This window comes from Polaromonas sp. A23, assembly GCF_002001015.1.
GTDB lineage: Bacteria > Pseudomonadota > Gammaproteobacteria > Burkholderiales > Burkholderiaceae_C > Polaromonas.
The window spans coordinates 110,001-125,622 of record NZ_MUNO01000017.1 but is presented as its reverse complement, the minus strand read 5'-3'; the positions used below and the strand labels follow the sequence as shown (position 1 = coordinate 125,622).

Below are 15,622 nucleotides of genomic sequence, written 5' to 3'. Positions count from 1 at the left end.
TGAGCCGTAATCTAGCACGCGGCGGGCTGCCGGTGTGGGCAGCATGAGGGCTAATGGCTCTTTTCAGTGAATTTGGGCCAGATGCAAAGGCGCCACCGGCGGCAATACGGCCACACGGTTGACAAGTTCACGGACCCCGCTGGAGCCGGTTTTTGCGCAGAGGCTGCGTACATGGCTACGTACAGTGGACACCGCCACCTTCATCTGAACGGCAATTTCCGGCGTACTCAAGCCCCTACACAGAATCGTCAACACCTGCTCTTCCGTCTGTGTCAGGCCGTAGCTGCGGGCGAAAAATCCGAACATGCCTGATTCACAGACTTCGGCACGCGCAAAAAACAGTGCGATCCGGGTTTCCCATGCCTCAGCGTCCAGCTTGAGCGGGACCACAGCCAGCGCCAGGCTCAGCCCATCGGCCGATACATTGATAAGGCTGCGTTTGCCCGCGATCGCCTTGCTCAAGGCATTTTGGAGGACACGACTGTCTACAGGCGAAACCGCATGAACCTCTCCAGCCACTTTGTCGATGACACGGCGACGGTTCAATTCTGTACGGGCAGCCCTGTTGGTATGAAGGATCCGCCCCCGCTCATCGACCACAATGACGCCATGCCCAAGCACATCGATCAACAGGGAAAGCACGTCCGGGCCAGAGTCCAAACGGCCAACGTCCTTGGTGAGGGGGGACTCCAGAAAACCGGCTTTCAACAAGGTGTTCATCTTCATTCTCGGGTGTTACAGCTTGTTAAGCGTATGAAGACCCGCAAGAAGTGGATAGGAACTAAGTAGCCCGTTCTTTGTGAAAAAATTCACACCCCAAAGACCTCAACCAGACAAGAGATGCGGCAAAAATGTAAGTACTCACTATGATTGTTGCTTGTGAGATTGAAGTGGGTCAAAATCTTTGACGAGCCCTCCAGCGTCGCCAGTCAGACCCAAGAGTCAAGAACCACCTTGGTTTGTACCCAATAAGCGCGGAGTTTCTCCAGCTGCTCAAGTCCATCGGCCGGCACAACACCCCTTTTCGCGGCCCGCTCGAGTGCACTGCAAACAGAATGCATTGCCACAGCACCCACGTTGCTCGTGGAGCCGATCAGGGCATGAGTTGCCCACGCCAGGGCGACAGCATCGTTCGCACGAATGCCCTCCTCAATAGCCTTCAGACGTTGTGCGGCGTCGGCCATAAACAGCCCTATCACCTCGCGCGTCATGCTGAGTTCTTCATCATCGAACTCCTTGAACTGCGCCAGACGTTCCAAATCCATCAGCGGGGGCTCCGGATGACTCACCCCGAGCGGAACCTCATGGGTCGTGCCGGGGCCGGGTCGGTCGGTTGGGAATCCTGGGGAGCCTTCGGATGCCTTCTGCATCTTGGGCAACCAACGCTCCAGCGCCTGTGCCAGTGCAGCCACATGCAGTGGTTTGGTCAAATAGTCGTCCATGCCCGCTGCCATGCAACGGGCGCGGTCTTCGGGCGATGCCGCGGCGGTCAACGCAATGACGGGGGGCGCTTTCTTGCCCATCATGGCCTGTATCTGCTGGGTGGCCTGAAAACCATTCATGCGCGGCATGTTGATATCCATCAGCACCGCACCAAAGCGTAATCCCGCGCCATGAGCGCTTGCTACAGCCTGCACAGCTTCTCGCCCATCGAGTGCGGTCGCCGTTCGATACCCCAGCTTGGCAAGCATGGCGCAAGCGACCTTCAAATTGACGGCATTGTCGTCCACCACCAGCAAGGTCAGGTTCTTGTTCGCTACGGCCTCTGCATTAGCCACAGCATCAGGTAGTGTGTTCTGTGGCTTATAGCTGCCAGGCAGCGACAGGCAGCGCGCCAGCGCATCGAACAATTGCCTCTGCCGGGCCGGCTTAAGCAACCGGGCCTCGAACAGCCGGGTCGCTTCATTGCCGGGAGGCATGAAACCGGAGGTCAGCAGCACCAGTGGCAAACCGGCCATGGCGGGGGTGGCTTTGACGACTTTTGCCAACGCCATCCCGTCCATCTCGGGCATATGCATGTCGGTGATAACGATGTCAGGCAATACACCACCGCTTTGCGCCAAGGTCAGCGCCTGTAGCGCCTGCGCGCCCGACTCGGCCGTGCTGACTTGCATGCCCCACAACTGAAGTTGGCGAGACAACACACGGACATTGGTCAGATGGTCGTCCACTACCATCGCGTGTTTTCCGGCCAACGCAGCTGCATCCACGGTCGCAGTCGCCGGAGGAAGTTCGGCAGGCAGCGCCTGCACAGTGAACCAAAAGGCAGAACCCTGGCCCTGAACACTGTCCACGCCGATATCTCCACCCATGAGTTCGACCAGGCGCTTGCATATCGCCAGCCCGAGGCCCGTACCGCCGTACTTGCGGGTGGTGGAGGCGTCCACCTGGGTAAATGCCTGGAACAGTGCACTGACGCGCTCTGGTGGTATGCCGATGCCGGTATCCGTGACACGAAATTCAACAAGTGCCCGGTCCGCATCGAGACTGGGTAGTGCCCGCAGACTCACGGTAACTTCGCCTCGTTCAGTGAACTTGACTGCGTTGTTTATCAGGTTGATCAAAACCTGGCGAATGCGGGTCACGTCTCCCAGAATGGCCACCGGCAGTTGCGGGACGCCGCTTCCCGAAGTTTCCGGTATGTCGACAATCAACTCCAGATTTTTCTCGCGAGCTCGCGAAGCGGCTATGTCACAGGCCTCCTCGATGGTGCTGCGCAAACTCAGAGGCTCTGCCTCAAGGTCGAGCTTACCGGACTCAATTTTTGAAAAATCCAGGATATCGTTGATGACTGCCAGCAATTGATCGCTCGACAACCGGATGGTCTGCAGGTAGTCGGTTTGCTCCTCATCAAGTGCCGTCTCAGCCAGCAGGGTGCTCATGCCGACAACACCATTGAGCGGCGTTCGGATCTCGTGACTCATCGTTGCAAGAAACGCAGCCTTGGCACGGGCCGCCTGCAGGGCGTCTTCACGCGAGGCCAACAACTCTACCGTGCGCTGCGCCACGCGCTCTTCCAGCAACTCATTGGCCTCTTCGATGCTCCGCGTTTTGGCTTGCACTTCGGCGCGATAACTCTTGAGCTGCTCGGCGCTGGCGTGCATCACACGCGACAGCTCCATCACCTCATGCAAATGCGTGCCTCTGTCGATGCGGGGAATCTCGCCCTTCCCAAGCTTTTGCGCCGCCACACTCAGTCGCCTGAGCCGCTTGCCAATGCGGTTGGCCACATAGAACGCCAGCCCGCCCCCGAGAAGAATCACTGCGACGATGAGCGACAGCGACACCTGCCAGGCGCGGGTGATTTCTGCGGTGAAATCACTTTCTGGAGCCGCAACCACCAGGGTCCACCGCAGCCCGAGCGACTCTCCAAACGGTCGCTGCACCATCATCAGGGTGCTCTCACCCATAGGCAGCCTCTGCAAGGCCGTGTTGCTGGCGACGGTGTCGTCGCGTTTGCGGGCCTGCTCGGACAGCAGCGCCGCAAAACTTGCCCGAATAACCGGGTTGGCGCTGTTTTGTGGGCTTCTGCGCACTGACTGCCCCTGCACGTCGTGGAACAGGGCGTCACCCGCAGATCCGGCAACCAGCGCCCCCGCCTCGTCCACAATAAAAGCGGCACCGTGCGCGCTCAGACGCTGGGTTTGCAGCAGCGCAGACAAGCGCTGCAGGTACAGGTCAACGCCGGCCACGCCGGCCGCACCTCCGTCGTTGTCATAGACGGGCTGGGAAAGCGTAACAAGCAGCTGCGGTTCGCCCGGACCAACCTGGATTGCAGAGAAAACACGACCCTTGGCGGCCAGCGCCCCTTGATACCAGCTCCGGGTTCGCGGTTCAAAGCTGGCTTGCGAAACGGCCAACGGCCGACTGCGATCGCCGGGGCGTCGTGCCATAAAAGCCTGCAGTCCCGTATCCGTAGGACCGCGGAGCAGTACCGTGGCGCCTCCCGTCGCACTTTCAACTGAGAAGTACTCGCCGCGGTTGTTACCAAAATACAGACTGGGAACGTCTGGTGATTGCCTGCTAAGCGCAAACGCCATTGGCTCAAACAATGCGCTCTGCCGTAGCCAGTCCCTGGCTTGTTCGGTCTGGACCGCACTCAGCCTCTCGGGGAAGAGCCCATTGAGCGCCGTATGCGCCTGGCTCAGATGCGCTTCTGTGCCTGCCTGAATTCGCGCTGCGACATTGAAGAGAATTCCCCCGGCCAGGTCCTGAACGGCCCGTTCACTGCCGCGGGCCATCAGCCATACCACCAGGGCGGACGGCACGATGGCAAATGCCAGCAGGCTGGTCACCAGAACGCGGCGGAGTGAAACCGTTCTTTTTCCCATGACGCTCCGTCGAGGCGTTGGTCAGGCCAAGGCGAGACCGAGCAACTCGGCAGCATCGATCGCTGCCGAGCGGCCGGGCAGGGGAAGAAGCGCCCGCCCGCCTGTATTGACTGCCCCGGTGACGCCCCGCAGCATTGTGATACTGGCCGCAATCTGCCACCCCGCCTTGCAAGCCTGTTTTTGCAGCAACAGGGTGGCACTCACGGTGTCGCCTACCGGCAGAATATGCACCCCGCCACGAAGAGGGTCCTCCAGCTTGGCCAGCGCCACAGGTCCGCTGTTAAGGGCGACACTGACGTCGAAGCGCGGCAGGTCATGGCCGGGGAAACGGGAGTTGAGAAATTGCTGCACACGTTTGGCGGAGTCGATCAGGCCCAGGGCGGCGCGTGCAGCGCGCAGCCCATGGTTGACAGAGGTAGTGTCGGTGGCATCCACAAAGACCACCAGCAACCCTTCGCCGACAAACTGCATGTGACGCGCACCGAAGAGATGCACGGTGTCACCCGCATTGGTATAGAACTGCCTGACGACGTCGCTCAAATCGCTGCTGGACAGCTTTTCCGCCAGCCCCGCATAGTTCAGCACGTCCACAAACAATACCGTGGCATTGGAGAATTTTTCGTCCTGACTTGTCGCGTCAGCGGCTGGCCATTTTTCGCTCAACTCCGCAGCGAGCTTTTTCTCGTACAACCGGGCCAGTTGCTGCTTCTGGTCCTCCAGCGCAGCCTGAACTGCCGCCTCGACGGCCATGTCCTGCACGGCTGCCTGCATATGCCGCTTGTTCAGTTGCGCCGCGGCGGCCTCCCGCAGTTCTCCGGGTCTGAAGGGTTTTGTGATGTAGTCGTCTGCGCCACTGGTCATACCAATGCGCATGTGGGCACGTTCCTGGAGGGAAGTCAGCAACACAACCGGCGTGGCCAGTATCGCGGGGTCGGCACGCAGGGCCTGCAGCATGGAGAACCCGTCCATCACAGGCATCTGCACGTCGCTGATGACCAGGTCTGGCTTGTTTTGGCGCACCAGCTCAAGGCCAGCAAGTCCATTGTCTGCCGACAACACGTCATATCCGTCTTTTCGGAGGACGGAGGCCACCAAAGTACGTGTAGCGGCGTCGTCTTCCATGACAACTATCAGAGGCATCTTGATCCCAAGCGTTAACCCAAGCGGGAAATAGCCCCAGCTTACACAATTTGTTACCGATTGGTGGAACTTGTTACTACTTTTGAGTACTTTTCCACAGAGGCCCCTCAGTCATTGCCAAAGTGTCTCTCATCAGCATCGGCAAAAAAGCCATTTGCACATGCGCCGCACCGCGTACCAGGCGATTGTCGGCGCCGGGCAATGTTGCGGTGGAATTCGGAAAGACAATATTGTCGCAGTTGGAGTACCAACAGGTAAACAAGGCATGCCGGTTCGACGGCATGCCCAGATCCAGTTCACGGTGCCATTGGCCGGACAGCTGCATCTGCCGGCCGTTGGCGACGAAGCTAAAACGTGCCAGCCAGGTTCCGCGATGCGGCGTGCCTATCGTCACTACATGGCAGACGCGCGCTTCAGCCTTCATGACCTTGAGCCAGGCGCGGGCAGCAAGCCCGCCCATGCTGTGACACACCAGCAGTGGAGGTACCCCGGTAGCCGCGGTGATTCGTGCAACAGCGTCTTCAATTTGCGGCACGTAATCGTCGATGGATCCAAAGGGCGGCTCGAGATCGAGGGCTATAAACGCCTGCCCCGTTCCTGCGAGTTGTTTCAACCAAGGCGTCCAGAAACCGCGGTTGCAGAAAAACCCATGGATAAAGACAATTCCGCAGCGACCCGGCACAACGGACTCGACAGACAGTTGGTCGGGAACAGCGTTGGAACGAAACGGTTGGCGCCAGCAAAACACCCGCGGTGCGGTTAGGGTCTCGCTCCACCACGCACCAACCAGTTCCTTCCACGATGGCCGCGGAACAGAATCGCTCCGGCCGACGAAGCGCAAGGCCACAAACTCCACCGCCAGAAAGCCAGAGTAGCCCAAGACCAGGATCGCAAAACCTGCAAAGGCAAGAGCCACAGAGCGCTCCCAGAAGAAGCCCAGCCAGGTCAACGCTGCAGTTAGCAGCGTGATGGTGATGAGTTGTTGGAGCCGAGCCAGCATGAAGAACGGAGTGCCGGCTACGCTTCAGGCTAGTGCGACAGCGCGTCCAGTAAGTTTTCTCGCCAGCTCCTGTGCCAACCGATTCACGACACCGTAGATGGACAGCTGCGGATTTGCACCAATGCTGGTCGGGAAAATGGAGCCGTCGTGAATGGACAGGTTTTCAAGTTGCCAGTGCACGCCATCGGGCCGTATCACACCGAGCTTTTCGTCACCGCCCAAACCACAGCCGCCCATGACGTGCGCACTCACAACCTTGGTCAGCAACGGCTTCATGGGCAATGCCTTGACCGCCTCACGCGCCTGCTCCCAGCTCGTGTAGGGCTCGGCCATTTCATGCAGAGGCAACACCTGGCGAGCGCCTGCGGCAAACTGGATTTCCAGCATCGACAGCAAGGCCCGGCGGGCTCCGTCCATCACATAGTCTGTCAGCGGATAGTCCAGTACAGCGGAACCGTCGTCGCGCAATTTGACCTTGCCACCACGTGACTGGTCGTGAAAACCATCGCGCAGAAGTGCCAGCAGGGTGTGGTTGTTCGCGAAGGTTTTGAGCAATGCCTGCTGACTTTGACCAAACCCAGGCACGGTCGAAGCAAAAATAATCGGATGCAGCGGGGGTGCTTCCAGCTTGTAGCCAATGGGGCCATCGATAGCCTGCGTGTCGAGAAAATGATCGGTGTAGATGGTTTGCGGCGCCCCATTCCAGGCTTCGATCTTCTGGTCGAATACCGCCGAGCTCATCACGACCGGGTGCAGAAAAGTACGGGCTCCCAGCAATCCGTGCGGATCTGGCGCATTGGAGCGCAACAACACTGCAGGGGAGTTGATGGCTCCGGCTGCGAGCACATAATGTTTTGCTACTATTTTTGTAGCTGCTTGCGCAGATACCGAAAGGGCTAGAGCCCCATTTGGCATGACAGGCCGGCAATAGAGCGCCGTCACCTTGCCGTTGACCAGCTCAAATCTTTCCACCCTCGTTTCCGTCAACAGCTGCGCTCCGCGCTCCAGTGCCGCTGGAATGGTCGTGACAAGCATTGACTGCTTTGCATTGGTCGGACAGCCCAGGCCGCAGGAGCCGAGGTTCCAGCATCCTTTGACGTTGCGGGAAATTACCGCTGAATCAATTCCCAACTTGCTGGCACCGCGGCGCAGCAGATCGTTGTTTTCATTCGGGGGCGTAAGCCAAGGCGAAATGTTCAGGCGCTGTTCGGCCTGCGCGAAGTAGGGCGCCAGCGCTTCGACGGTGTAGTCCGGTAGGCGAAACTTTTCCTGCCAGAAATTCAACGTAGGCTTGGGCGTCCTGAATGAACTTGTCCAGTTGACGGTGGTGGAGCCTCCAACGCAACGGCCCTGGAGAATGTTGATGGCCTTGTCTTCAGTTTTTCGTGCAGCGCTTTCCTGGTAGAGCTGAGGATAAGCTTCCGACTCTTTCTGGTTGAAGTCAGCGCTGCTTTTAAGCGGCCCCTCTTCAATGATCACCACCTGCAGTCCTGCCTTTGACAATAGCTCGGCGGTAATGCCGGCCCCTGCACCGCTACCGACAATGGCGACATCGCAAACGATCGATTCCGGAATCTCGCCCAGGGCGCCTCCCCGCACTTTCCAGCCGCGCTTCAAACCTTCGCGAATCGGATCTTGAACCTGGCTCATGTATTCCTGTCTTTCAAATCCGGACTGGGCCCGGATAACCAAGTTGGGGCCAAGTGGCCGCGTCAGAAAAATAAGCGGCGGCCGTGATGTCGTGCAATGCCGCATAGGCTTGGCGACGCAGCATCAGGTTGGACAAGCGCATTTCTTGCAACGCCTGCTGTATTTGCGCTTCTGTCGCCGATGACCACGGTTCGCTCAGGCCAGCCAGCCCGTGTCGGCCCGCCGCACTGGCGAGTAGCGACAGCAATTGCGACAACTCGGCTTGCGCATGCGGCGCCAGCGCAATGGACAACTCGTCGATACGATTCAGCAGACCGTCCAGCGCGGTCTGTCTTGATATCTCGTCTCGTGGTAGGGTTTCATCGAGAATAGCGCGGCCGATAGACCTGAACACCTCGCGCCCAACCGGGCTGAGTCGGCCGTCAGTCAACCCGGGAGACAGCAACGCAGCAGCCCCACCGGCAATTGCGAGAACGGCTGCCGACGCCACGCCAAGCTTGAGTAAGGTCCTTCTTTGCATCGAGTGAGTTTCTCACGAGGCCTATCGGTTTCAATAGGGCGCCGTACCTAGATAGACTCGGTGTTTATATGGACCCTTCTGCTACCCGTATTCGTGAAGCCATGGAGACAGTTTCCGAGCTGAGGCAAGAACGTGCAGCCGACCGGGTACACCACGCCGCCAGCCTGGAGATCAAGCGTCTGCAAGCGCAGCGGTTCAAGGCAAGTTATGCGGATTTACTCCAAAGTCCTCGCTATCAGCGAGCGGCCAACTTCTTCTTGAACGAGTTGTACAGCGACAGGGACTATGCTCATAGGGATCAACAGTTTTCCCGCATCGCCAACACCATTGCGCGCCTCTTTCCCGCCGCGGTGGTTGAAACCGCTGTCTCAATGGCGGAGGTGCATGCGCTCACTGAGCAGCTGGATGAAAGGATGGCCAAACAGTGGCTGCAACACCCCGACGGCACTTTAGCGGCCCGGTACATCCAGTGTTGGCGCGCCGTTGCCGACATTCCGACACGGCAACATCAGTTGCAGGTGATCCTGCATTTGGGTACGGAGCTGGATCAGCTAACGCGCATGCGCGGTCTACGCAGCTTGTTGAAAGTGATGCGAACGCCTGCCGGAGCCGCTGGATTGAGTTCACTGCAGCGATTTTTGGAGTCAGGATTTGATGCCTTTGCCGATATGAAGGGGGCCACCGAGTTTTTGGATGTAGTGGAAGAGCGCGAATCAAACTGGATAAGGTCCTTGTTTGAGGCTGACCCTGTCGCCTGTGAGACCCGTTTGAGCCAACTTCTTGCTGGTACGCCTCTGGACTAGGACAAGCCCCATACAACTGCAGCCTCGGTGCTTACACAATAAGGCACAAGGAGTTTGTCAATGGATAAGTTTTGGCTGAAAAGTTACCCTGAAGGTGTTCCTCACGATGTTCATCCTGAACAGTTTCGCTCACTGAATCAGCTGCTTGAGGACTCCTTCAAGAAAAATGCCGCCAAGCCGTTCTCAGTGTGCATGGAGCGCTGGATGTCTTACGGAGAACTTGATGAACTCTCCTCCGCACTCGGCGCATGGTTGCAGCACTTGGGGCTGGAGCCCGATGCGCGCGTGGCCATCATGCTGCCCAATATTCCACAATTCGCGGTAACCATGGCCGGCATCTTGCGGGCGGGCTATACCTGCGTGAATGTCAACCCCCTGTATACCGCCCGCGAACTGGAGCACCAGCTCAAGGACTCAGGAGCGACAACCATTGTCATTCTCGAAAACTTCGTCACTACCCTCGAAGAGGTCATCGACAAGACACCGATCAAGCATGTGGTGGTTGCGTCAATGGGTGATTTGCTGGGGTTCTGGTACGGGCGATGGATCACTTTTGCGGTGCGTCACCTGGCCAAGGTGGTTCCGGCTTATAAGCTGCCGCTAACGAACGGGCGCACCGTGACGCCCTTCGAGCGTGTGATGGCCGAGGGGATGGGAATGGCGCTCAAACCATCTCAAACCAGCCTCGATTCCATTGCTTTTTTGCAATACACCGGCGGCACCACGGGTCTATCGAAAGGCGCAGTGCTGACCCACAGGAATATCGTCGCCGCCGTCCTGCAGGCAGAAGCCTGGTTTACACCAGCCTTGCGCCGTATCGGTGATGTCAGCAAGACCAACGGCATTGCCGCGTTGCCGCTGTATCACATCTTCGCATTGACGCTGTGTCTGCTGGCAATTCGCTGGGGCTCTCACCTCACCCTGATCCCGAATCCGCGCGACTTCGGTCAGTTCATCGAGGTTCTGAAAAAGCGTCCATTTCACATGCTTCCGGCTGTGAATACCCTCTTCAATGCCTTGTTGCAACACCCCCAGATCAAGTCGGTGGATTTTTCCAACTTATGCGTGTCGCAGGCAGGCGGCATGGCGGCATCCGAAGGCACTGCAAGACATTGGCTGGAGGTGACAGGCAGCCCGATGATCGAGGGGTGGGGCATGAGCGAAACCTGCGCGATCGGCACCAACAATCCAGTGCTCAACCGGGAGTTCACAGGCACGATTGGGCTGCCTTTGCCGGGAATAGACATCTCGATCAAGGACGATAACGGGCATTCGCTTCCCATCGGTGAATCCGGTGAAATCTGTATCCGCGGACCACAGGTCATGACGGGCTACTATCAACAGCCCGCAGAAAATGAAAAAGCATTCACATCCGACGGCTTCATGCGTACCGGAGACATCGGAATCATGGGCGCGAACGGATACACCAAAATCGTGGACCGGAAGAAGGACATGATCATCGTTTCCGGCTTCAACGTATTTCCCAATGAGCTTGAGAATGTGATTTCATCGTGCCCCGGCGTGGTTGAATGCGCAGCCATCGGCATCGCGGACGAAAAGCAGGGAGAGGCCATCAAGGTCTTTGTGGTGAAAAACGATCCAACACTCACAGAAGAAGCCGTGAGTGAGTATTGCAAGCAGAATTTGACGGGGTACAAGCGCCCGAAGTACATCGAATTCCGCGAAGATTTACCGAAAACCAATGTGGGCAAAATTCTCAGGCGCGAACTGCGTGCTACCGCCTGACCCGACGGATCGGTGACAGACAGCCATGCCTGACGCGAACCTGCCAGCCGGCTTGCTGGTTTTTGAACGTGGATGGTTGTCATCCAACAACATTCTTTTTCGTGGGGCGCAATCCACCGCCATGATTGATAGCGGATATGCGACGCATGCTGAACAGACAGTCGACCTTGTGGTGGGCGCTTTGCAAGGGCGCACTCTTGATGTCCTTCTCAATACCCATTTGCACAGCGACCACTGCGGTGGAAATTCAGCCCTTCAGGCCATTTATCCGGAGTTGCAGACGCTTATTCCGCCCGGGCAAGCGCATTTTGTTTCGACCTGGGATCCTGTAGCCTTGACGTACGCTCCTACTGGCCAGTTGTGCCCGCGGTTTGAGTTCACCGATTTGCTGCAACCAGGTAGTGAGATCCAGCTAGCAGACAAAGCTTGGCAGATTCATGCGGCGCCAGGCCACGATCCTCATTCGGTGATTTTCTTTGAATCCCAGTCACGCACCCTGATTTCGGCTGACGCTTTATGGGAGAGTGGTTTCGGGGTCGTCTTTCCCGAGCTGCAGGGAGGCAGCGCTTTTGCCGAGGTGGCGGCCACATTGGACCTTATCGAAAGCCTGGACCCGCGTACTGTCATACCCGGCCACGGTCCGGTGTTTAGTTACCGTCCCGAAGTGCTGGCATCCGCACGTCAACGATTAGATGTCTTTGTCTCCAATCCCAGCCGGCATGCGCATCACGCGGCAAAGGTACTGCTTAAATTCAAACTCCTGGAACAGCAGCAACTTCCATTTGTGGATCTTCTCGAGTGGGCTAGGCATACCAACTACTTCGCGCGAATACGCGAAATGTTTTTCGCATCAATTTCATTTGAGGACTGGCTGGATCAGCTGACTGCCGAACTTGTACGTTCTGTTGTAGCCCATCGAAACGGAGCATTGATCTTTAACGCCTGAAGGCAGACAACCCTGGCCGTGTTCTGCAGCAAACTCTCACTTTTGAAACGATGGCTGAAAGGCGCCGGCCTGCTGCACGCTAAATTTTGTATTTTCTTTCGCCCAAAAGAAAACGCCCAGTTGACTGAATCAACTGGGCGTTTCTTGCTGTAAGAGCCTGACAATGTCCTACTTTCACACGGGAATCCGCACTATCATCGGCGCTAAGTCGTTTCACTGTCCTGTTCGGGATGGGAAGGAGTGGTACCAACTTGCTATGGTCATCAGGCATAACTTGTTGACAGACTGTTCAAAGAACAATCCATCGAATTCATAGAGCAAATCAGCTTTTATTTAATGTCTTGCACTCTTGCGAGCACAGTTTTTGAATGCGTCACTTGGGCATAACAACTTTGAAATCAATCAAAGTTATAGGGTCAAGTCGCACGAGCAATTAGTATCAGTTAGCTTAACGCATTACTGCGCTTCCACACCTGACCTATCAACGTCCTGGTCTTGAACGACTCTTTAGGGGGCTCAAGGCCCCGGCAGATCTAATCTTGAAACGAGTTTCCCGCTTAGATGCTTTCAGCGGTTATCTCTTCCGAACTTAGCTACCCGGCAATGCCACTGGCGTGACAACCGGTACACCAGAGGTTCGTCCACTCCGGTCCTCTCGTACTAGGAGCAGGCTTCCTCAAATCTGCAGCGCCCACGGAAGATAGGGACCAAACTGTCTCACGACGTTTTAAACCCAGCTCACGTACCTCTTTAAATGGCGAACAGCCATACCCTTGGGACCGGCTACAGCCCCAGGATGAGATGAGCCGACATCGAGGTGCCAAACACCGCCGTCGATATGAACTCTTGGGCGGTATCAGCCTGTTATCCCCAGAGTACCTTTTATCCGTTGAGCGATGGCCCTTCCATACAGAACCACCGGATCACTATGTCCTGCTTTCGCATCTGCTCGACTTGTCAGTCTCGCAGTTAAGCACGCTTATGCCATTGCACTATTATCACGATGTCCGACCGTAACTAGCGTACCTTCGAACTCCTCCGTTACACTTTGGGAGGAGACCGCCCCAGTCAAACTGCCTACCATGCACTGTCCCCGATCCAGATAATGGACCTAGGTTAGAACCTCAAACACACCAGGGTGGTATTTCAACGTTGGCTCCACCGAGACTAGCGTCCCGGCTTCAAAGCCTCCCACCTATCCTACACAGATCTGTTCAAAGTCCAATACAAAGCTACAGTAAAGGTTCATGGGGTCTTTCCGTCTTTCCGCGGGGAGATTGCATCATCACAAACATTTCAACTTCGCTGAGTCTCAGGAGGAGACAGTGTGGCCATCGTTACGCCATTCGTGCAGGTCGGAACTTACCCGACAAGGAATTTCGCTACCTTAGGACCGTTATAGTTACGGCCGCCGTTTACTGGGACTTCAATCAAGAGCTTGCACCCCATCATTTAATCTTCCAGCACCGGGCAGGCGTCACACCCTATACGTCGACTTTCGTCTTAGCAGAGTGCTGTGTTTTTAATAAACAGTCGCAGCCACCGATTTTTTGCAACCTCATTGGGCTCCCCAAGTAAATGGTTCACCTACTAAAGGCACACCTTCTTCCGAAGTTACGGTGTCAATTTGCCGAGTTCCTTCTCCTGAGTTCTCTCAAGCGCCTTAGAATACTCATCTCGCGCACCAGTGTCGGTTTGCGGTACGGTCGTGTGTAGCTGAAGCTTAGTGGCTTTTCCTGGAAGCAGGGTATCACTCACTTCGTCTGCAAGCAGACTCGTTATCACCCCTCATCTAAGCCCGGCGGATTTACCTACCAGGCACGACTACAGGCTTGAACCAACATATCCAACAGTTGGCTGAGCTAACCTTCTCCGTCCCCACATCGCACTACACATCGGTACAGGAATATTGACCTGTTTCCCATCAGCTACGCATCTCTGCCTCGCCTTAGGGGCCGACTCACTCTACGCCGATGAACGTTGCGTAGAAAACCTTGCGCTTACGGCGAGGGGGCTTTTCACCCCCTTTAACGCTACTCATGTCAGCATTCGCACTTCTGATACCTCCAGCAGGGTTTACACCACCACCTTCACAGGCTTACAGAACGCTCTCCTACCACTTGCAATAAATTGCAAATCCGCAGCTTCGGTAACTGGCTTAGCCCCGTTACATCTTCCGCGCAGGACGACTCGATCAGTGAGCTATTACGCTTTCTTTAAATGATGGCTGCTTCTAAGCCAACATCCTGACTGTTATAGCCTTCCCACTTCGTTTCCCACTTAGCCAATTTTAGGGACCTTAGCTGGCGGTCTGGGTTGTTTCCCTCTTGAGTCCGGACGTTAGCACCCGGTGCTCTGTCTCCCAAGCTGTACTCGTCGGTATTCGGAGTTTGCATTGGTTTGGTAAGTCGCCATGACCCCCTAGCCAAAACAGTGCTCTACCCCCGACGGTAATACTTGAGGCACTACCTAAATAGTTTTCGGAGAGAACCAGCTATTTCCAAGTTTGTTTAGCCTTTCACCCCTATCCACAGCTCATCCGCTAGTTTTGCAACACTAGTCGGTTCGGACCTCCAGTGCGTGTTACCGCACCTTCATCCTGGCCATGGATAGATCACTTGGTTTCGGGTCTACACCCAGCGACTGAATCGCCCTATTCGGACTCGGTTTCCCTACGCCTTCCCTATTCGGTTAAGCTTGCCACTGAATGTAAGTCGCTGACCCATTATACAAAAGGTACGCAGTCACCCCTTGCGAGGCTCCTACTTTTTGTAAGCACACGGTTTCAGGATCTATTTCACTCCCCTCCCGGGGTTCTTTTCGCCTTTCCCTCACGGTACTAGTTCACTATCGGTCAATGATGAGTATTTAGCCTTGGAGGATGGTCCCCCCATATTCAGACAGGATTTCTCGTGTCCCGCCCTACTTTTCGTTAGCTTAGTATCACAAGTCTCTTTTTACATACGGGGCTATCACCCGCTATGGCCAACCTTTCCAGGCTGTTCTGCTAAGAGTCTTGCTATCACTAACAGGCTTCTCCGATTTCGCTCGCCACTACTTTCGGAATCTCGGTTGATGTCTTTTCCTCGAGCTACTGAGATGTTTCAGTTCACCCGGTTCGCCTCGCATACCTATGTATTCAGTATGCGATACCTTTCGGTGGGTTTCCCCATTCAGAAATCTCCGGATCAAAGCTAATTTGCCAGCTCCCCGAAGCTTATCGCAGGCTATCACGTCTTTCGTCGCCTATCATTGCCAAGGCATCCACCATGTGCTCTTATTCACTTGACCCTATAACTTTGATTTCTCAAAGCCACATCAAGGAATGTGTCTGGTCTTTCACCAAACGCGTTATGCCGTAATCTTCAAACGTGAAGTCTGAAGTTCATTTTGACGCAATCAAAAATCTATTAAATGTCGCTAGCGGCACGGTCTGCACTAAACCTTTACGAATGTGCAGTTTCCGCTAGCAACGCTGATTTAACT

General features: G+C 56.1%; 9 protein-coding genes and 2 rRNA genes. 3 read left to right on the top strand and 8 right to left on the bottom strand.

What is annotated here, in order from left to right; genetic code table 11:
* Positions 1 to 63: 63 nt before the first annotated feature.
* The 6 genes from B0B52_RS08060 to B0B52_RS08035 form a co-directional block, all read right to left on the bottom strand.
* Positions 64 to 720 (bottom strand): helix-turn-helix transcriptional regulator, encoded by a 657-nt coding sequence (locus B0B52_RS08060; protein WP_077593106.1) that lies wholly within the window; start codon positions 718 to 720, stop codon positions 64 to 66.
* A 209-nt stretch (positions 721 to 929) separates the two neighbouring features.
* Positions 930 to 4,331, bottom strand: coding sequence for a response regulator (locus tag B0B52_RS08055; protein ID WP_077593105.1), 3,402 nt, complete (start codon positions 4,329 to 4,331; stop codon positions 930 to 932).
* A 21-nt stretch (positions 4,332 to 4,352) separates the two neighbouring features.
* A complete protein-coding gene (locus B0B52_RS08050) occupies positions 4,353 to 5,471 on the bottom strand; it encodes a response regulator (RefSeq protein WP_077593104.1) in 1,119 nt (372 codons plus the stop codon).
* 76 nt (positions 5,472 to 5,547) lie between these two features.
* Positions 5,548 to 6,471, bottom strand: coding sequence for a triacylglycerol lipase (locus B0B52_RS08045; RefSeq protein ID WP_077593103.1), 924 nt, complete (start codon positions 6,469 to 6,471; stop codon positions 5,548 to 5,550).
* A 24-nt stretch (positions 6,472 to 6,495) separates the two neighbouring features.
* Positions 6,496 to 8,121, bottom strand: a complete 1,626-nt coding sequence (locus tag B0B52_RS08040) for a GMC family oxidoreductase (protein ID WP_077593102.1) — start codon at positions 8,119 to 8,121, stop codon at positions 6,496 to 6,498.
* Between the two features lie 13 nt (positions 8,122 to 8,134).
* Positions 8,135 to 8,641: a hypothetical protein gene (locus B0B52_RS08035; protein ID WP_077593101.1), complete on the bottom strand. Its 507-nt coding sequence runs from the start codon at positions 8,639 to 8,641 to the stop codon at positions 8,135 to 8,137.
* Between the two features lie 68 nt (positions 8,642 to 8,709).
* Here B0B52_RS08035 and B0B52_RS08030 point away from each other — a divergent pair, with 68 nt between their 5' ends.
* Genes B0B52_RS08030 through B0B52_RS08020 form a run of 3 tightly spaced genes read left to right on the top strand, consistent with a single transcriptional unit; the run spans position 8,710 to position 12,136 of the window.
* Positions 8,710 to 9,444, top strand: coding sequence for a hypothetical protein (locus tag B0B52_RS08030; protein WP_077593100.1), 735 nt, complete (start codon positions 8,710 to 8,712; stop codon positions 9,442 to 9,444).
* A gap of 60 nt (positions 9,445 to 9,504) precedes the next feature.
* Positions 9,505 to 11,190 (top strand): AMP-binding protein, encoded by a 1,686-nt coding sequence (locus B0B52_RS08025; RefSeq protein WP_077593099.1) that lies wholly within the window; start codon positions 9,505 to 9,507, stop codon positions 11,188 to 11,190.
* Between the two features lie 25 nt (positions 11,191 to 11,215).
* Positions 11,216 to 12,136 (top strand): MBL fold metallo-hydrolase, encoded by a 921-nt coding sequence (locus B0B52_RS08020; RefSeq protein WP_077593098.1) that lies wholly within the window; start codon positions 11,216 to 11,218, stop codon positions 12,134 to 12,136.
* A gap of 155 nt (positions 12,137 to 12,291) precedes the next feature.
* Here B0B52_RS08020 and rrf read toward each other — a convergent pair.
* Together rrf and B0B52_RS08010 are read right to left on the bottom strand one after the other, a co-directional pair.
* Positions 12,292 to 12,404: ribosomal RNA gene (gene rrf / locus B0B52_RS08015) — 5S ribosomal RNA — on the bottom strand.
* Between the two features lie 144 nt (positions 12,405 to 12,548).
* A 23S ribosomal RNA gene (locus B0B52_RS08010) occupies positions 12,549 to 15,427 on the bottom strand.
* Between the last annotated feature and the right edge of the window lie 195 nt (positions 15,428 to 15,622).